This window comes from Ruegeria sp. YTSC106 (assembly GCF_059609765.1).
In genome coordinates, this window is record NZ_JBXWMI010000001.1 from 345,365 (window position 1) to 363,337 (window position 17,973).

A 17,973-nucleotide genomic window follows, 5' to 3' on the forward strand; every position below is an offset into this window, starting at 1 on the left:
TCTTCGGCGAGAGCTTTTGCAAGAGAACAGTGAAATCAGGGGAATGAGCTGATGATTGTGTTGGAAAAACGTCCTCAGCCTTCCAAGGTCTGGTCCTATGCAACCCCGTTGGTCGCGGTTTTGGCGACGATGTTTTTCGGCGGTTTGTTGTTTGCCATACTGGGCAAGAACCCGGTTGAGGCCATCGGCACTATCTTCTGGGAACCCTTGTTCGGCGAGTTCTCGTTTTACTATCGCCCACAGCTATTGGTGAAAGGCGCGCCGCTGGTGCTGATCGCCATCGGCCTTTCGTTGGGATTTCGGGCAGGCATCTGGAATATCGGGGCTGAAGGCCAGTACATCATGGGCGCCATTTTCGGCGCAGGCGCCGGTCTGGCATTCTACCCGCTTGAGGCATGGTACATATTCCCGATCATGGTCATCGCCGGTGCCTTCGGTGGCTGGTTGTGGGCAATGATCCCGGCTGTTCTGAAAGTACGCTTCGGCACCAACGAAATCCTCGTGTCGCTGATGCTGGTTTACGTGGCCGAGCAGATGCTGGCCTCGGTTTCGCTGGGGCTGCTGAAGAACCCCGAAGGGTTCGGCTTTCCGGGATCACGCAACCTGCAATCTTATGAAAGTGCTCACAATGCTGAATTGATCACAGGTTCCGGGATGCACTGGGGTGTGGTCGCGGCTTTCATCGCGGTTATTTTTGCCTATGTGCTGCTTAACCGTCACATGCTGGGCTTCCATATTCGTTTGACGGGTGAAGCACCCCGTGCGGCCAAGTTTGCGGGTGTAAACCCCGCCCGCCTGATCCTGTTCTGTCTTGGGATGTCCGGCGCTCTGGCCGGTCTGGCCGGGATGTTCGAAGTATCCGGGCCATCGGGTCAGGTCAGCATTGATTTCAACGTCGGCTATGGTTTCACAGCAATCATCGTGGCCTTTCTGGGCCGCCTGCACCCGGTGGGCATACTTCTTGCCGGGTTTCTGATGGCGCTCACCTATATCGGCGGTGAAATCGCGCAGTCCAAACTGGGCCTTCCTGCTGCGGCCATTCAGGTGTTTCAGGGCATGTTGCTGTTTTTCCTGCTAGCCTTGGATCTTCTGACAAATTTCCGCATCCGTGCGGCCCGAAAAGAGGTGGCGTGACTCATGGATCTTGGCCAAATCAACCCCGTACTTCTGGTCGCCTCACTGATGGTGGCCGCAACGCCCCTGCTGCTTGCCGCAATCGGAGAACTGGTCGTCGAAAAGGCAGGTGTTCTGAACCTCGGCGTCGAAGGCATGATGATCGTGGGCGCAATCAGCGGCTTTGCCATCTCGGTCGAGACGGGCTCGCCCTGGCTGGGCTTTGTCGCTGCCGCCATCGGCGGCGCTGTTCTTTCGCTTCTGTTTGTCTTGCTGACGCAGTTTGCATTGGCCAACCAGGTAGCCAGCGGTTTGGCTCTGACGCTGTTCGGCCTTGGGTTCAGTGCACTGATCGGGCAGAGCTATGTTGGGATCAAACCCCCCAGTATGGGCGACATCCATATTCCGCTGATCAGCGATATCCCGGTTGTTGGCCCGATCTTGTTCCAACATGACCCGGTCCTGTACCTGGGCATCGCGATAACGGCAGCCGTCTGGGCGGTGCTGAAATTTACTCGTGTTGGTCTGATCCTGCGGGCGGTCGGTGAAAACCACGATGCCGCGCATGCGCTTGGCTACAAGGTGATCAAGATTCGCATTCTGGCCATCATGTTCGGCGGTGCCTGCGCCGGTCTTGGCGGCGCCTACATCAGCCTGATCCGAGTGCCGCAGTGGACCGAGGGCATGACCGCCGGAGTCGGCTGGATTGCATTGGCTCTTGTTGTCTTTGCCAGCTGGAAGCCGTGGCGGGTACTGCTGGGTGCCTATTTGTTCGGCGGCATTACGGTATTGCAGCTTAATTTGCAGGCTGCAGGCGTTGCCATTCCCGTCGAGTATCTGGCAATGTCGCCCTATATCATCACGATCCTTGTGCTTGTGATCCTTTCGGCCGACAAGAGCAGCGCACCTGCTTCACTGGGCCGGATATTCCATGCCTCACACTAGGGGCCAACAGAACCAATTTGGGGAGTAACACATGAAATTCACTACACTTCTGACAAGTGCCGCTATGGCGCTGGGTCTGGCCTCGGGGGCCATGGCCGAAGACAAGACCAAAGTCGGTTTCGTCTATGTCGGCCCTGTCGGAGACGGCGGCTGGACCTATGAACACGACAAGGGCCGTCAGGCCGTTGAAAAAGAGTTCGGGGACAAGGTTGAAACCGTATTCGTCGAATCAGTTCCGGAGGGTCCGGACGCCGAGCGTGTGATGACGCAGATGGCGCTGGAAGGCGCAGATCTGATCTTCACTACCTCGTTTGGTTACATGGACCCTACCATCAACGTGGCCAAGAAGTTTCCGAACGTGAAATTCGAGCACGCGACCGGTTATAAAACCGCCGACAACGTCTCGGTCTACTCGGCTCGTTTCTACGAAGGCCGCGCCGTTCAGGGCCACATCGCTGGCAAAATGACCAAGTCCAACATCATCGGTTATATCGGTTCTTACCCGATTCCCGAAGTGATCCGTGGCATCAACTCGGCCTATATCCACGCCAAGAAGGTGAACCCGGATGTCGAGTTCAAGATTGTCTGGGCCTACACGTGGTTCGACCCGGCGAAAGAAGCTGACGCCGCCACCGTTTTGATCGAACAGGGTGCCGACGTAATCCTGCAGCACACCGACTCGACAGCGCCGCAAGCAGCGGCTCAAGAGGCCGGCAATGTGATCACCTTTGGTCAGGCATCGGACATGAGCGAATACGCACCGCTCCCGCGTGTGTCATCGATCATCGACAACTGGGCCCCCTATTACATCGCGCGGACTAAGGCCGTAATGGACGGGACCTGGACGTCTTCCAACACCTGGGATGGTATCGGAGCAGGAATGGTTGAAATCGGCGAGATTTCGGACGCGGTTCCCGCAGACGTCAAAGAAGAGGCGCTGGCCCTGAAGGCGGCGCTTGCAGATGGCAGCTATCACGCGTTCACCGGTCCGCTGAAGAAGCAGGACGGCAGCGACTGGCTGGCTGAAGGCGAAACCGCTGACGATGGCACACTGGCTGGCATGAACTTCTATGTTGAAGGGCTGGAAGGCGAGATTCCGCAGTAAGCTGTATCGTCAAAGAATGAATAAGGCCCGCACTCAGTCTGCGGGCCTTTTTTATGCGCACCTGCATCGGACAACACCAGAACCTATCTGGTTAACGCGAATGGCATTCGCTTACCGCCCGGGTCGATCAGGCCCTGCCCTGCGTTCGCCATCCGACCACGCTGAGACAGGCAAACAAAACAGCGGCCACGCAGACGATCGAAGGCCCTGCCGGGGTATCGAAAACATAGGCCGCTCTTAGCCCCGCGATCGCGGAAAACGCGCCTATTCCTGCTGCTATCAATGCCATGGATTCCGGTGACCGGGCCAGATTCCGCGCAGCCGCCGCGGGAATGATCAGCATCGCCGCAATCAGCAATACCCCCACGACCTTGATCGCAACAGCCACGGTTACAGCCAAAGACAGGGTCAGGATCAACTGTTCCCGCCTGGGGTCGAAACCACTGGCATAGGCCAGTTCCTCATTCAATGTGGCCGTCAGTAGTTGAGACCATCGCCAGGCAATCAGCGCCACGACAAGCGCCGCGCCGCCCCAGATCACAAGGAGATCAGAACGGGATACTGCAAGAATATCCCCGAACAGATATGCCATCAAATCTATGCGGACGCCGGACAAAAACGAGACAGCAACAAGACCGAAGGCCAAAGCGGAATGCGCCAACACCCCCAGCAGCGTGTCCATCGCATAGCCACGACCAGCCAGCAAGGTGACCGCCAGCGCCATAATCAGTGCAACGGCCAGCGCACCGGTGAAGATCGACATCTGAAATGTCAGCGACAGGGCCACGCCCAGAATAGCGGCATGTGCGGTTGCATCACCGAAATACGCCATGCGGCGCCACACCACGAAACACCCAAGAGGAGCAGCCGCAAACGCAACACCGACACCCGCGAGCGTTGCCCGCATCATAAAATCGTCAAGCATTATTCCGCCGCTTTCTGGGGGTTTGCATCATGGTCATGATGGTGGTCATGCTCGTGCCGGTAAAGGGCAAGCGCACCGCCTGTGCCCGTTCCGAACAAGGCCCGGTATTCCGGTGCCGAGGCGACCACCGCAGGCGATCCCTCGCAGCAGACATGCCCGTTGAGACATATCACTCTGTCCGAGGCGCTCATGACCACGTGCAATTCATGACTGATCATGAGAATGGCGCATCCGGTTTCGCGGCGCACAGCTTCGATTTGCTGGTAGAAACTCGCCGAACCGCGCTGGTCCAGTCCCTGTGTCGCCTCGTCCAGCAGCAGGACGTCAGGTTTGTTGATCAGCGCCCGCGCCAGCAACACACGCTGAAACTGACCGCCCGACAATTGCGACATCTGACGCTTCAACAGATCCGGGACGCCCGCCGTTTCCAGCGCCTCGACGCATTGGCGACGTGAAACGCGATCCGTCAGGCGCATGAATCTCTCGACCGAGATTGGCAACGTGGGGTCGACATGCAGTTTTTGTGGCACGTATCCGATCTTCAATCCGGGTTTTAGTGATACATGCCCGGCACATGGCTTGGTCGCGCCAATGATAGCCCGTAACAGGCTGGTTTTACCCGATCCGTTTGGCCCGACGATGGTGACGATCTCACCAGGTTCGACTGCCATATCCACATGGCTCAGAACAGTATTGGCGCCGTAGCGCACACTGAGATTCTCGACAGAAACGAGCGACATTTTCAGGCCTTTTCGGTGCAGTCGGGGCAAAGTCCCTCGGCTTCTACAACCGTTCGCTCGATCTCGAAACCCGCTGCGCGCGCAGCAGCACCAAGAACACCTTTGGCAGGCGTGGACTGAGCCTCGGCAACCGCATCGCACTTCCTGCAGATCATGAACGCCGGAGAATGCGACGCGCCGGGATGAGAACAGGCAACGAATGCATTCAGGCGCTCGATCTTGTGAACGAACCCGTTTTGAACGAGGAAATCCAGCGCCCGATAGGCGACCGGAGGTTGAGATCCAAATCCTTCATCGCGCAAGCGGTCAAGGATCGAATAAGCACCAAGGGCCCGATGCTCTTGCAGCAACATCTCCAGAACCTTGCGCCGGACCGGTGTCAGACGCAGCCCTTCTTCCTTGCACCGCGCCTCGGCGGATACCAACGCCGTTTTGACGCAAGTCTGGTGGTCATGTTCCTGAAAACCGACCGGGGCTGTTTCACCGGCAGAGACAGGATGCGTATCACTTGTCATGTTATTTCATATCATGTATTGCCACTCGTAACGTTATAAAATCACACAGAGGGTCTGATGTCCAGAAAGCTTCTTCCAGTTTCGATTACGGTTGCATTGATGGGTGGCACGGCCCTTGCAGAGGTTCCAAACGTCGCGGTCGACATCGCGCCGGTCCATTCGCTTGTTGCTCGTGTCATGGAGGGCGTCGGCTCGCCTGCCCTGATCGTGACACCGGGTGCCTCCCCTCATGAATACAACCTGCGCCCGTCCGAGGCGGCGGCATTGCAGGATGCCGATCTGGTGCTCTGGATGGGAGAAGACCTGACACCGTGGATGGAAAGTGCAGTCGAAACCCTTGCAGACGGAGCGACCGTCACGTCCTTACTGGACTCCGATGGCACTGTTCTTCTTGATTTCCGTGAAAGCGCTCTGTTCGAGGCCCATGATCATGAGAACGAAGACGAACACGATCATGATGATGAGCATACCGAAGACGACGGGCATGATCATGACGATCATGCGAAGGACGATGACCACGATCATGACGATCATGCGGACCACAAAGATCATGATGATCACGATGATGAGCATGCGCGTGAAGACGAGCATGATCACGACGACCATGCCAAGGATGATGACCACGATTACGAGGAACACGCCGATCACGATGATCATCACGATCACGCGCACGGCGAGCACGACCCACATGCTTGGCTTTCACCGGCAAATGCTGAAACCTGGCTGAACTTGATCGCTGCGCAGTTGTCGTCAGCCGATCCGGACAATGCAGGCGCATATTTTGCAAATGCCGCAGCCGCGCGCGAAGAAATGGCTGCGCTATCTGCGGAAGTGGCTGAGACGCTTGATCCGGTTCGTGGTGGAAGCTTTATCGTCTTCCATGACGCCTATCAGTACTTCGAAGACGCATTTGACTTCCCTGCCGCAGGTGCGATTTCGATCGCCGACGCCTCGGACCCGAGCCCGGCTCGCATTGCTGAGATTCAAAGCCGTATCCGCGAAGAAGGAATCAGCTGCGTTCTCGCCGAGCCACAGTTCAACCCCGGCATCGTCAAAACCGTACTGAATGGGACCGAGGCCAAAACAGGCGTAATCGATCCGCTGGGCTCTGATCTTGAACCCGGAGCCGATCTCTACCCGCAAGTTATTCTCAACATGGCGAAAACTCTGGCCGAGTGTCTTTAGTCCGGTTGCAAACCCGGTTCTGGTCGCGAAAACGGCCGGGTTCAGCCTTCCACGAGACAGGGCGGTTTAACTCGCAGACTGAAAAAAACGCCACTTACTTCGTCTCAAAGGCAATGTCGGGGAAACCTGGCACTGCCACCTCTCTGACAAGGCGTTTTGAAACCAGCCAACCGATCCTTCAGGAACACGTCACAATCGCCAACGCGCTTGTCAAATCACGTCGGAAACGGATTGCTCTCACTCCTTAAGAAACACTCTGGCTAGGAAGGTGGTTTCAAACCCAACCTTTTCAATGCTGCACCCGCTGCCTGTGTCCAACGTTCCCGTAGCGCAGTGTTGGCTCTGTGGCGCAAGCCCATTGATTTCAGGTGCTCAAATCGTTTCGGATCATCTCTCCCGAAAGACACAGCTACGCGGGGCCACCAATAGTCCACCGCGCGTTGCATGTCTTGTGACTCTCCGTTTTCAACCAGCTTCACAGCGCCTTCCAACGCCAGTTCGCCGTGATGTGCCTCGATCGGTGCGATCTGTCGAAAAGCCTCGGCTAGTGGTTGATAAGAGACGGTCGAGAACTCCGCCAGTTGCTCTGCTACGGCGCGGCTCATCAGCAGGTTCATGACGACGGCATCAGTCCAACCCGAAATCGGATAATTGAACACCGCAAGACGCATGTCATGTTCGCTGCGGGCCGCACCAACATCCGCATCACGGTCCAACCGAGCAGTCCACGGGTGGTGCGTGGCATACCGATCCGTATCGGCACCGAACTCACCCATGATTTTCAGGACCCGGTCCGCGTGGTCCGTCTTTTCCAACACGATTTTCGCCGCCGCGATGCGTTCCTTTATGCCAGGGCCTTGGTTGATGACATCAGCAAACCCTGCGGCACCAGCGAGTTCACTGTCCACAAACGTAGCCATCAGTTTCATCAGCTCGGCGCGGTAACGCGGCGGTACATTGGTCGGATTGGTCAGCACTCCGCCTGCGGCCAGGTAGCTGTCGAGTGTCATGGCGTCGGTCATTGATCCTCTCCCTTTACTGGTCGTAGTCCACGACCACGCGGTCGGTCACCGGGTACGCCTGACAACTCAGCACATAACCTTTTTCGACCTCGTAATCTTCCAACGCGTGATTGGCGAGCATCTCGACCTCGCCTTCTACGACACGGCAGCGGCACGTTGAACAAACCCCGGCCTTGCAGGCGTACGGCGCGTCCATGGCATTTTCCAAGGCTGCATCCAGAATGGACTGATCTTTCGGCAAGGTCACGGTCTGCGTAGCGCCATCCAATGTGATCAAAGCGCTGGTCTGGTTTGCCTGCGTGCCTGCCTCTGCCGCGCTTGTCTTGCGCTTGACCCGACCCGGCTGGGCGCTGGCAAAGAGTTCGAACTTGATCTGGCTTTCCTCAAGCCCGTGTTCCCGAAGCGCGGCAGCAATACCCAGCATCATCGGCTCTGGTCCGCAGATGAACGCCGTGTCTGCAGTCTTGATATCGATCCAGTGCTTGAACAGCTCGCGGCATTTTTCCTGCGTTACCAGACCGGTAAACAGGTCAATCTCCTGCGCGTCGGTTTCGAGAATGTGGATAACGTTCAGCCGGCCCATATAGAGGTTTTTCAGATCCTCTAATTCCTCACGGAACATGATCGTGTTGATGCCCTTGTTGGCATAGATCAGCGTAAAACGGGATTTGGGTTCACCGGCCAATGTGGTCTTGAGGATCGACAGAACAGGCGTGATCCCCGATCCGCCAGCGAAGCCAAGGTATTGTTTTTCCGCATCCGCATCGATGGGTACGTGAAAATTGCCCATTGGTGGCATCGCCTGCACGACGTCACCTATGTTGAGCTCTTCATTTGCCCAGCTTGAGAAGGCTCCGCCCTCGACGCGTTTGATGCCAACCTGAAGAACACCGTCATCCTTGCCAGCACAGATGGAATAGGAGCGGCGCAACTCTTCGCCGTCAAATTCGTGCCGGAAAGTCAGGTACTGGCCGGCGGCGAAGTCGAACTGTTCCGCTGCGCCATTTACGGGTTCAAGCGTAACAACAACCGCATCGCGGATGGTTTTGTGGATGTCGGTGACTTTCAGGTCGTGAAAACGTGCCATCCGGTGCTCCTCCTCAGATGCACTTGAAATAGTCAAAGGGTTCCAGACAATCCGTGCAGCGCCAATGGGCTTTGCATGGGGTCGAGCCGAACTGGCTGACCTTTTCGACTGCCTTGCTACCGCAATGGGGGCAGCGATCCGGGCCGCCGGCGGGTTGCGGCGGCGCAATTCCATAGTCTTCCAGCTTGGCGCGACCTTTTTCGCTGAGCCAATCGGTGGTCCAGGCGGGCGAAATGCTGGTTTCTATGCGCAGTTCCCCGATGCCGTGATCGCGCAGGGCGGTTTCGATATCCATACTGATAATGGACGTCGCCGGGCAACCGGAATACGTTGGTGTGACGGTTACGACCAGCGTGTCAGCCTCCCAGCGCACATCGCGCACAATGCCCAAATCCACGACGGAAATCACCGGGATTTCGGGATCGGGCACGGCATCCAGCCAGCTCCATATCTGGTCAGTCGGGACCCGCATCCGCTCTTACCACTTGGCTCCAGGATAGGCGCGTTGCAGCCATTGCATCTGCGTCAGCAGATGGCCCAGATGCTCGGTATGCATGCGCCCATCGCGGCCGCCTTTATGGGCAAAACGGCTTTCCGGAACACTCAGCGTTGCCTGGTTCAGAACCCGCTCAACCAAAGTGTCGTATTCCTCTCGCAAGTCCTCCGGGTTCGGCGCGATACCTGCGGCGAGCATCTGGGCGTCAACCTCGTCGCTGGCAAACATCTCGCCCACATAGGGCCACAGGTAATCCAGTGCGCCCTGCATCCGGGCATGGCTTTCCTCGGTTCCGTCACCAAGCCCGACAACCGTGTCGCCCGAACGTTCCAGATGGTAGGTAACTTCCTTACTGGCCTTGGCGGCGATTGCTGAGACCCGCTCGTCCGAGGATGTCATGAGGCGTCCCAGCATGATCAAATGCCACGCATCGAACAGGAACTGGCGCATCAGCGTACGGCCGAAATCGCCGTTCGGCACCTCGACCAGCAACACGTTGCGGAAATCCCAGGCGTCGCGCAGGAAAGCCAGATCGTCGGCGCTTTTGCCACTATCGGCCTCGCCCGCAAGACCCAGCCACATCTGGGTCTGACCTATCAGGTCCAGCGCAGTGTTGGCCAATGCGATATCTTCCTCCAGCACCGGCGCATGGCCGCACCACTCACTGACACGGTGGCCGAGGATCAGGGTGTTGTCTCCCATCCGCAGCAGGAATTGCAGAAATGCCTCATCCCGGGTCATCACATTGCCCCCACTTCATCGGGAATGTCGAAGAAAGTCGGGTGGCGGTACACCTTGCTTTCGCTTGGTTCGTACAACGGACCTTTGTCGCTGGGCGACGAAGCCGAGATGTTGTTGGCTTCGACCACCCAGATCGAGACGCCTTCGTTGCGACGGGTGTAGACGTCGCGCGCGTTCTTGATAGCCATTTCCGCGTCAGGGGCATGTAACGAACCGACATGTCGGTGGCTCATCCCATGCTGACCGCGGATGAAGATTTCCCACAGGGGCCATTCGGTATTCATCGGGTATCCTCCTCAGGGTAAGCTTATTCAGCAGCCAGATTACCGGCCTGTTTCTTGCGGGCATGTGCCAACAGCCCGTCACGAACCCACTTGCCGTCGTCCCATGCCTTGTTGCGCGCAGCCAGTCGATCCACGTTGCAGGGGCCGTTGCCTTTGATCACGTCAAAGAACTCGGACCAGTCGGGTTCCGAGAAGTCGTAATGCCCCCGCTCTTCATTCCACTTCATATCCGGATCAGGAATTGTCAGGCCCAAGTATTCAGCCTGCGGCACGGTTTGGTCGACGAATTTCTGGCGCAGTTCGTCATTGGTGTTGATCTTGATCTTCCACGCCATCGACTGGGCCGAATGCACCGAGTCTTTGTCGGACGGGCCAAACATCATCAGCGACGGGTACCAGAAACGGTTCATCGCATCCTGAGCCATCTTGCGCTGTTCGGGCGTGCCTTCGGCCATCTTGCGAATGGCATCATATCCCTGGCGCTGGTGAAAACTCTCTTCCTTGCAGATACGGACCATGGCGCGGGAATACGGCCCGAAGGACGTTCTTTGCAGCGGCACCTGGTTCATGATCGCTGCCCCGTCAACCAGCCACCCGACGGCACCGATATCGGCCCAGTTCAAGGTAGGGTAATTGAAGATTGACGAATATTTCATGCGGCCATCCAGCAGCATCTCGGTAATCTCGTCTCGGCTGACACCCAGCGTTTCGGCCGCACAATACAGGTAAAGACCATGCCCGGCCTCGTCCTGCACCTTGGCGAGAAGGATCGCCTTCCGTTCCAATGTCGGCGCACGCGTGATCCAGTTACCTTCCGGCAATTGGCCCACAATCTCGGAATGAGCGTGCTGTCCAATCTGACGGATCAGCGTCTTGCGATACCCGTGAGGCATCCAGTCCTTAGGTTCGATCTTGATATCCGCGTCGATCCGCGCCTGGAATTCAGCAAGCTTGTCCGGATCATCATTTGACGCTTCGGATTCTACCATCTGAGCATACATGTCCCGTCTCCTCCGTTACACGCGTTCAAGAATAAGGGCCGCGCCCTGCCCAACACCCACACACATGGTGCACAGGGCATATCGCCCGCCGGTACGTTTCAATTGATAGGCCGCGGTCAGCACAAGACGCGCACCACTCATGCCCAGGGGATGGCCCAGCGCTATCGCACCACCGTTGGGGTTCACGTGGGGCGCGTCGTCGGGAAGACCCAGCTCGCGCAAAGTGGCAAGGCCCTGAGACGCAAACGCCTCGTTCAATTCGATCACGTCCATCTGATCCACGCTCAGCCCTGCCCGGGCCAAAACCTTGCGGCTAGCCGGCACCGGGCCGATGCCCATTACACGTGGTGCAACACCTGCAACCGACATGCCAACCACCCGGGCCATCGGGGTCAGACCGTTCTTGGCTGCTGCGGCCTCATTCGCCATCAGGATCGCCGCTGCGCCATCATTCACACCGGATGCATTTCCCGCCGTCACGGTTTTATCGGGCCCGTTCACACCTTTCAAACCCGCGAGTTTTTCGGCCGTAGTTCCCGGGCGCGGGTGCTCGTCCGTATCAACGAAAATCGGATCGCCCTTGCGCTGGGAAACCGAAACCGGCGTGATTTCGTCCTTGAACACCCCAGCCGCATGCGCGGTGGCCCAGCGGGACTGGCTGCGTGCAGCAAAGGCATCCTGGTCTTCCCGGCTGATACCATAATCTTCGGCGACATTGTCGGCCGTTTGCGGCATGGAGTCCACGCCGTATGCCTGCTTCATTTTTGGGTTCACAAAGCGCCAACCGATCGTGGTGTCGTACACCGCATTGCTGCGGGTAAACGCCGAAGTTGCCTTGGGCATCACGAACGGCGCGCGGGACATGCTTTCCACGCCACCCGCGATGGCCAGATCGTAGTCGCCCGCCTTGATGCCGCGCGCCACCATTCCCACAGCATCCATGCCGCTGGCACATAAACGGTTCACCGTCGTTCCCGGCACTTCAATCGGCAAACCCGCCAGCAGTGCCGCCATACGCGCAACGTTTCGGTTGCTCTCGCCCGCCTGGTTGGCATCGCCATAGATCACGTCGTCAACACTGGCCCAGTCGACCTGAGGGTTGCGCGCCTTCAAAGCCGCCAAAGGAAGAGCGGCCAGATCATCTGTGCGGACCGACGAGAGCGCTCCTCCGTATCGTCCAATCGGAGTGCGCGTCGCGTCACAAATGAAAGCGTCCATCTTAGAGTACCCCTGTTCCCTCGGAACAATATCAACCGTCTGGTCGGTTAATAAATCTTCCCCTGATTCGATGCAAGACTTATGTTACTCAATTTTCTCATGTGTCGCACATCCTGTAACATTAAAGGTGACTGCTGACCAAAGAGGTTTTCGTGACTGCACAAAACGACACAGCCACTCTTGATTATGGCAGGAAATCCAACAGCTCGCCCGAATTTTGCCTTGCTGAGGGTTAGTCTATCAGCTCGGCTTCCAAGCTCGAAAGCGACGGGCGCGGCAGCCTGTCCAACAAGTGCGAGACAGCTTCTCTGCACGCGGCGCCTTTCCAGTCGTCCGGCAGGAAAACCGGCGGCAGGCTCGGAAGGCGCAGAACGATACGTCGCCAAGCGTGCACGACCAATACGCGCAAAACCGCCGAACGCATCGGATCGCCCGCCCCTTCCGCAGGCAAAAGCCGCTCAACAATCTGAATTGCGTCCCAGAATTGATCATAGGCGGTTTTCAGCGGCTCCGGTCCACACAGATCCCGAAGCCAGTTTGGGACGGAAATCGTGTCGCTCTCGAAACCCAGAAGCTCCTCAAGGTCATCCGGCATCGGCCCGGGCGCCATGGCTGTGGACGCATTCAGTGAGAAGTAATCTCCTGTCAGCATCAGATCCGACAATTCCTTCCGGGAACTTTCCGAGTTGCTGGCGATGAGGACATGCCAGATATCCGGCATGTTCGAGTCGCGGGAATAGATACGCGATGCGGCCGCTACGCTTTGACTGCGACCAAAGCTGGTCAGCCTGTGCACACTGTTCCGACCAACCCGCGTGCTTTCAATCCAACCTTCCTTGCGCAACCGATGCAACGCAACACGTGTGGCCTCGGCCCTGATCCCCGCCAGACGCGTAAGCGCCGTAATGAGTGATCCACTGATCTGATCCGACCCATCCTGCGCCAGATCGCCGAAAATCGTGACCAGAACTGACCACACACGTTGAGTACTTGTTGTGGTCAGCTGGCTGACACAGGTTTCAAACCAATCTGGAGCGGTATCTTTCATTTGCCCAGTATAATCGGGCCGGAGGGAATTGCCATCCGGCCCCGCGCGCCCAGTTTCGTATAGGGTCAGGATTTCGGCAACGGGGTCGGTTCAATCAAGCGTTGTCGGGCAAGAAAAATGATCCGCCATAGCGGCGCCATCTGCGCACGGCCCGCGTTGCGTGTCGCCCTATTTGGCGTGCATTTCGCGCTTGCGGTAGCGTGTTCGTTTTGTGGCCTCTTCCGAGCCGTCGTGATAGGTACCGAACCACTTGTCCCAGGGCATTTCCGCATTGCCGTAATTGCATTCGTAATAACGGTGATGCAACTGGTGGAAAAACGCCCCGATCAACAACGCCTGACGGTCGCGCACCCAGATGGCCTCGTACCCGGAATGAGACGAGGCGGCACCCAGCATAAGCCAATAGCCCAGAAAGATCATGTGGACCGGGTTGCTGGGCAGTACCAACACGATCAGGATGGCACTAAGATATCCGAAGGCCTCGACGGGGTGCATCGACATGCCCGACCATGGGCCGGTATTGACGTTGCGGTGATGCACGGCGTGAACATGTCTGTAGATGAACGGCTGATGCAGAAACAGATGCACCACGTAGAAATGAAAGCTCTGCCAGATCGCCAGGATCGGAAACAGCAGCACGAACCAGACCGGATGCGCGGTGAAGCTGAGCGATGCAATATAGTTGTTGGCGTACATCCAGCGCAGAAAGCACTCCAGCATCGACAGGAATGTCGCGCCAAAGACCATTGAATGGTAGATGTTGTCCCAGGTCTGATAGCCGAACTTGTACAAAGCATTCTTGCGCTTCATGTAGGGTCTCGGGTCGTATTTCAGCAGCTTTCCCTGCCCGTCGACCCCGTAGAACCACATGTGCAGGCCACCCGCGACGATCAACAGCAGCACCCAGTTCCGAATGAATACCCATGACATCCAGCCCGGGGCAAACGAGGCCTGCCCGGCATCGACGGGTTGTATCCAGAAGGCCACAAGGAAGGCCAAGGCCAGAAAGATCGAGCGGTCCGAGAACTGAAGCCAGTTCTGCCAAACCCATTTCGCCAAGACGCCGATTTTCGGCGGCCAGTTCCAGTACGGGGCGTATTTCACCGGCAAGTCCGGGTGCCAATGCCATTCGCGGCTCATGGGGCCGGGCTCGGGCGGTGCGTAGGTGGTGTCCTGAGGGTTCGCATCTTGGGTCGTCACGTGATTGTCCTTTCCTGAATAAAGTCGCCTTTTTCAGGACCAAGCCGGAGGAGGCTCGTAAGGATATTTGCGTGATGGCCGGCGATACATGATGTGACCTATTCGTGGCACGGGCGGTGGTTATCGAGCGCCTTGCGCAACTTGCCCCGCCCATCCGGTTTCTTACGGACACCTGCAACGGAAAGCGAACCGTTCCCCTCAGCAACCGCGGCACGAAAAACGGCCAGACGTTTCAGCCGATTTGCTTCAGGCGTGATGCAGGATCCCCCATGTCGGCGAACGTAACGGCGTAAGAATGATGATCCGCCATGCTGTAGATCCGTTTCCTGCCCGCCGCGCACCGCCCTATTCGGCGGCCTTCAGGTCAGATCCCTGCGGGATCACTTCGTAACCGGGCTCTTCAGGTTCATCGTCCAGCATTTCCGATGGGAATCCCGGTGCGCGGATATCCAGCCCGGTTTTGTCTTCAAGCCGGCGGATGATGTTGGGGGAAAACTCACGGGGGCCGTATTTCTCGATCCCATCCTTGAAAACCTCGATCATAAGCGGATTGATCTCCAGCGGCACCCCGGCGCGATCTGCCACCTCCTGGAAAAGGCCAATATCCTTTAGAACCAAATCCATCGTGAATGAGATATCGCGAGATCCGTTGAGAATTACCTGGCTTTCGGTTTCATGCACGAAGGATGTCCCCGAACTGATCTTCATTGCCTCATACGCCGTATTCAAATCCATTCCGGCGGCTTTGGCGACGACAAGCGCCTCTGAACAGGTGATCAGGTTTGCAGTGGCCAGATAGTTGGTCAGCACCTTCAGCACCGAAGCTGATCCCAGTTCGCCCGTGTGCAGAATGCGACGCCCCATCGTGGTCAGGAACGGCAGGATACGTTCGAACGTGGCGCGATCACATCCGGCAAAGATCGAAATATTACCGGTATCCGCCCGATGACATCCGCCCGAGACCGGACAATCGACTGCAGCGCCACCGCGATCCTTCAACATAGCACCCAGACGCTTGACCTCTGCTTCATCCGTCGTGGACATTTCCATCCAGATTTTGCCCACGGTCACTTCGGGCAGCATTTCCTGCATTACGGCGTCCGAAGCCGCCGGAGAAGGCAGGCAGGTGATGACCGCATCACAATCCCGCATCAGTTGTGCCGGATTCTCAGCAGCCTTTGCCCCGCGGTCGACGAAACCTGACACCAGATCAGAGTTCAGATCGTGTACGGTCAGATCAACGCCGTTGCGCAGCAAACTGCCACTGAGTTTCCCGCCGACATTTCCAAGGCCGATAAATCCAACTTTCATACCTGCGTTCCCTTTCCGATGCCCAATCTGATGACCAGCACTGTTTTTCCCTGATGAAATTTACGGGCGTTGAATGCAGCGTGTAAAACGAATAAATATCGCCAGTATCCATAAATTTTTTTGGTGCTGGAAATGTCCAAATCGCCCAACCTGGTCTGGCTACGGTCTTTTGACTGTGCCGCACGGCATATGAGCTTTACTGCTGCGGCAGAAGAACTGGGCATCACACAGACGGCCTTAAGCCTGCACGTTCGCTCGCTGGAAGCACAGCTGGGCTGCCCTTTGTTCTTTCGCGCCGCGCGGAATCTAAGCCTGACAGAGGTCGGACAGGCGTATGCGTTCTCTGTTCGGCGCGCTTTGGGCGATATCGACCTGTCAACCGCAAGCCTGTTTGGTTCCAGTCAGAAGCACGAGTTGGTCGTGCGTGTGCCGATTTCCACGGCCAGCTTGTTCCTTGCCGGCAAATTGACCGAGTTTTCGCGCGCCCACCCGGGTGTATCCATCAGGTTGGTTTCAAATATCTGGGCAGAATCCGCAGGCAGGGAAAACGTTGATGTCGAACTGCGTTTGGGAAACAGGGAATGGAACGATGGGCCAATCAGCAAGATCTCGGATGAGCGCATCGTTCCGGTTGCGACCAAGTCGCGAAATCAGAAATGGCCTTCTACTGAAGAACTGCTTGATAAACCGCAGATACAGATCTTGGGGTTTCAGGACATGTGGCACAGGTATTTCTCCGCATTCGGCATAACGTATTCTCCCACGGCGTCTTCCTACACCGTGGACACGACAATTGCCGCCGTGGACATTGTGTCGGAAGGTGGAGGATACGCAGTAATCCTTGAGCGCTTTGCCAGAACGGCAATCGAGGCCGGAAGGTCCATCGCGATTGTCGGGGACGCCATTCCAATCGAACAGAACCATTTCCTTGTCGATGGGCAGAGATCGAACGCGAACGCAGCTGCAAAACAGATGTTTGAAACCTGGCTCAGGCAGATTTTTGCCTGAGATGTGCCTGCGGGCAATGAATTCGATCTTCTGTATTTGCCCAGTTACCCGCGTGCCCGCGTCTGCTTGCTGATCCAGTTTGCAAAAGCCTGAACCGCGTCGTTCTTCTGACCAGTTGGCGTCGCAATGTAATAGGCGCTGTTCGACGTGTTGGTGATCTGGCCGATTTCGGTCAGAACGCCGGATGCCACCTCTTCTTCAATCAAATAAGAGGGCAGAATAGCGGCACCCAAACCGACGACTGCGGCTTCGATCAGCATCGAGAACTGGTCAAACCGCATCCCCAGAAAAACCGCCCCCGGATCCATCCCGAGCTGAGAGTGATAGGTGGACCACAGCTCGGGGCGCGAGGTCAGATGCAAAAGCGGCAGATCAAAGGTTTGCGCGCGGGTGTCCAGCCTGTGACGCCTCAGCAACTCGGGTGCTGCCGTGACCACCAGATGCTCGGGGAACAACCTGCGCAATTGCGCACCCGGCCAATCCTCCTGCCCGAAATGGATTGCCAGATCCATGCGTCGTTCTTCAAGGCTGAAAGGCGTCGTGTAGGAGTGCAGGTCCAGTTCAATCCCCGGATGGCGCATTTTGAAATCCGGCAGGCGCGGCACCAGCCACCGCGTCGCAAAGGTGGGCAGTACAGCCAAGGTCAATAGCGACGCTCCGTCTCCTGCTGCAATTGCACGGTTGATCGTGCCACTGAGACGCTCAAGGTCACCTGCCAGCTCGTCTCGCAAGGCCCGCCCCGCTTTTGACAAGCGCACGGCCCGACCGACCCGCCGAAACAGCGTAACGCCAATCGCGGCCTCAAGCTCTCGGACCTGACGGCTGATCGCGCTTTGGGTCACACCAAGCTCCTCGGCCGCCATTGTATAGCTTTCATGGCGCGCGGCGGCTTCGAAACTGCGCATGAGCGCAAGAGATGGCAGTGAGTTGATGCGGGGCATGACATTCATGAGTTTTAGTCACTGAAAGGATACTTATTGGCGTATTTTTCTCAAGTGACTTTCTGGCTAAAACCAAACTCATCTGCAG

The 17,973-nt window shown here is 57.2% G+C and carries 19 protein-coding genes; 5 read left to right on the plus strand and 14 right to left on the minus strand.

Annotated features, from left to right (window positions below; all coding sequences use genetic code 11):
• Positions 1–51 precede the first annotated feature (51 nt).
• The 3 genes from AC2FEB_RS01540 to AC2FEB_RS01550 are packed head-to-tail and all read left to right on the plus strand — an operon-like array spanning position 52 to position 3,163.
• On the plus strand, positions 52–1,134 hold the full coding sequence (locus tag AC2FEB_RS01540; protein WP_117873080.1) for an ABC transporter permease: 1,083 nt from the start codon (positions 52–54) through the stop codon (positions 1,132–1,134).
• Positions 1,135–1,137: 3 nt separating this feature from the next.
• Positions 1,138–2,058, plus strand: a complete 921-nt coding sequence (locus AC2FEB_RS01545; RefSeq protein WP_117873079.1) for an ABC transporter permease — start codon at positions 1,138–1,140, stop codon at positions 2,056–2,058.
• 31 nt (positions 2,059–2,089) lie between these two features.
• Positions 2,090–3,163: a BMP family ABC transporter substrate-binding protein gene (locus tag AC2FEB_RS01550; protein ID WP_117873078.1), complete on the plus strand. Its 1,074-nt coding sequence runs from the start codon at positions 2,090–2,092 to the stop codon at positions 3,161–3,163.
• A 127-nt stretch (positions 3,164–3,290) separates the two neighbouring features.
• Here AC2FEB_RS01550 and AC2FEB_RS01555 read toward each other — a convergent pair whose 3' ends face one another.
• Genes AC2FEB_RS01555 through AC2FEB_RS01565 form a run of 3 tightly spaced genes read right to left on the minus strand, consistent with a single transcriptional unit; the run spans position 3,291 to position 5,343 of the window.
• Positions 3,291–4,088 carry a metal ABC transporter permease gene (locus tag AC2FEB_RS01555; RefSeq protein WP_496670422.1) on the minus strand — a complete coding sequence of 266 codons (798 nt, stop codon included), beginning with the start codon at positions 4,086–4,088 and terminating at the stop codon, positions 3,291–3,293.
• Positions 4,088–4,828, minus strand: coding sequence for a metal ABC transporter ATP-binding protein (locus AC2FEB_RS01560; protein WP_299897817.1), 741 nt, complete (start codon positions 4,826–4,828; stop codon positions 4,088–4,090). The genes AC2FEB_RS01555 and AC2FEB_RS01560 overlap by 1 nt, the downstream gene beginning before the upstream one ends.
• A 2-nt stretch (positions 4,829–4,830) precedes the next feature.
• Entirely contained in the window at positions 4,831–5,343 is a 513-nt protein-coding gene (locus AC2FEB_RS01565) for a Fur family transcriptional regulator (RefSeq protein WP_496670420.1), read from the minus strand.
• A gap of 57 nt (positions 5,344–5,400) precedes the next feature.
• On the opposite strand from AC2FEB_RS01565, the gene AC2FEB_RS01570 reads away from it, so the two are divergent.
• On the plus strand, positions 5,401–6,528 hold the full coding sequence (locus AC2FEB_RS01570; protein ID WP_496670417.1) for a zinc ABC transporter substrate-binding protein: 1,128 nt from the start codon (positions 5,401–5,403) through the stop codon (positions 6,526–6,528).
• A gap of 260 nt (positions 6,529–6,788) precedes the next feature.
• On the opposite strand, the gene AC2FEB_RS01575 is transcribed toward AC2FEB_RS01570, so the two are convergent.
• The 10 genes from AC2FEB_RS01575 to AC2FEB_RS01620 all read right to left on the minus strand — a co-directional run bounded on the left by AC2FEB_RS01575 (position 6,789) and on the right by AC2FEB_RS01620 (position 15,936).
• Positions 6,789–7,550, minus strand: coding sequence for a Phenylacetic acid catabolic protein (locus AC2FEB_RS01575; protein ID WP_496670414.1), 762 nt, complete (start codon positions 7,548–7,550; stop codon positions 6,789–6,791).
• Between the two features lie 13 nt (positions 7,551–7,563).
• Positions 7,564–8,637, minus strand: a complete 1,074-nt coding sequence (locus tag AC2FEB_RS01580) for a 2Fe-2S iron-sulfur cluster-binding protein (RefSeq protein ID WP_496670411.1) — start codon at positions 8,635–8,637, stop codon at positions 7,564–7,566.
• A gap of 13 nt (positions 8,638–8,650) precedes the next feature.
• The gene (paaD, locus tag AC2FEB_RS01585; protein ID WP_299897812.1) at positions 8,651–9,109 is read right to left on the minus strand and encodes a 1,2-phenylacetyl-CoA epoxidase subunit PaaD; all 459 of its coding nucleotides are present in this window, start codon (positions 9,107–9,109) and stop codon (positions 8,651–8,653) included.
• A 6-nt stretch (positions 9,110–9,115) separates the two neighbouring features.
• Complete coding sequence (gene paaC, locus AC2FEB_RS01590) at positions 9,116–9,874, minus strand: 1,2-phenylacetyl-CoA epoxidase subunit PaaC (RefSeq protein WP_496670408.1); 759 nt, start codon at positions 9,872–9,874, stop codon at positions 9,116–9,118.
• Positions 9,874–10,158 (minus strand): 1,2-phenylacetyl-CoA epoxidase subunit PaaB, encoded by a 285-nt coding sequence (paaB, locus tag AC2FEB_RS01595; protein WP_050604311.1) that lies wholly within the window; start codon positions 10,156–10,158, stop codon positions 9,874–9,876. The genes paaC and paaB overlap by 1 nt, the downstream gene beginning before the upstream one ends.
• A 23-nt stretch (positions 10,159–10,181) precedes the next feature.
• Positions 10,182–11,159 (minus strand): 1,2-phenylacetyl-CoA epoxidase subunit PaaA, encoded by a 978-nt coding sequence (gene paaA, locus AC2FEB_RS01600; protein WP_496670405.1) that lies wholly within the window; start codon positions 11,157–11,159, stop codon positions 10,182–10,184.
• A gap of 15 nt (positions 11,160–11,174) precedes the next feature.
• Positions 11,175–12,377 (minus strand): 3-oxoadipyl-CoA thiolase, encoded by a 1,203-nt coding sequence (gene pcaF / locus AC2FEB_RS01605; protein ID WP_299897800.1) that lies wholly within the window; start codon positions 12,375–12,377, stop codon positions 11,175–11,177.
• A gap of 232 nt (positions 12,378–12,609) precedes the next feature.
• Positions 12,610–13,425, minus strand: a complete 816-nt coding sequence (locus AC2FEB_RS01610) for a PaaX family transcriptional regulator C-terminal domain-containing protein (RefSeq protein WP_496670402.1) — start codon at positions 13,423–13,425, stop codon at positions 12,610–12,612.
• A 168-nt stretch (positions 13,426–13,593) separates the two neighbouring features.
• Positions 13,594–14,625, minus strand: coding sequence for a sterol desaturase family protein (locus AC2FEB_RS01615; RefSeq protein ID WP_496670399.1), 1,032 nt, complete (start codon positions 14,623–14,625; stop codon positions 13,594–13,596).
• 345 nt (positions 14,626–14,970) lie between these two features.
• Entirely contained in the window at positions 14,971–15,936 is a 966-nt protein-coding gene (locus tag AC2FEB_RS01620) for an NAD(P)-dependent oxidoreductase (RefSeq protein ID WP_496670396.1), read from the minus strand.
• A 132-nt stretch (positions 15,937–16,068) separates the two neighbouring features.
• On the opposite strand from AC2FEB_RS01620, the gene AC2FEB_RS01625 reads away from it, so the two are divergent.
• The gene (locus AC2FEB_RS01625) at positions 16,069–16,944 is read left to right on the plus strand and encodes a LysR family transcriptional regulator (RefSeq protein WP_496883816.1); all 876 of its coding nucleotides are present in this window, start codon (positions 16,069–16,071) and stop codon (positions 16,942–16,944) included.
• 44 nt (positions 16,945–16,988) lie between these two features.
• On the opposite strand, the gene AC2FEB_RS01630 is transcribed toward AC2FEB_RS01625, so the two are convergent.
• A complete protein-coding gene (locus tag AC2FEB_RS01630) occupies positions 16,989–17,894 on the minus strand; it encodes a LysR substrate-binding domain-containing protein (protein WP_496670393.1) in 906 nt (301 codons plus the stop codon).
• Between the last annotated feature and the right edge of the window lie 79 nt (positions 17,895–17,973).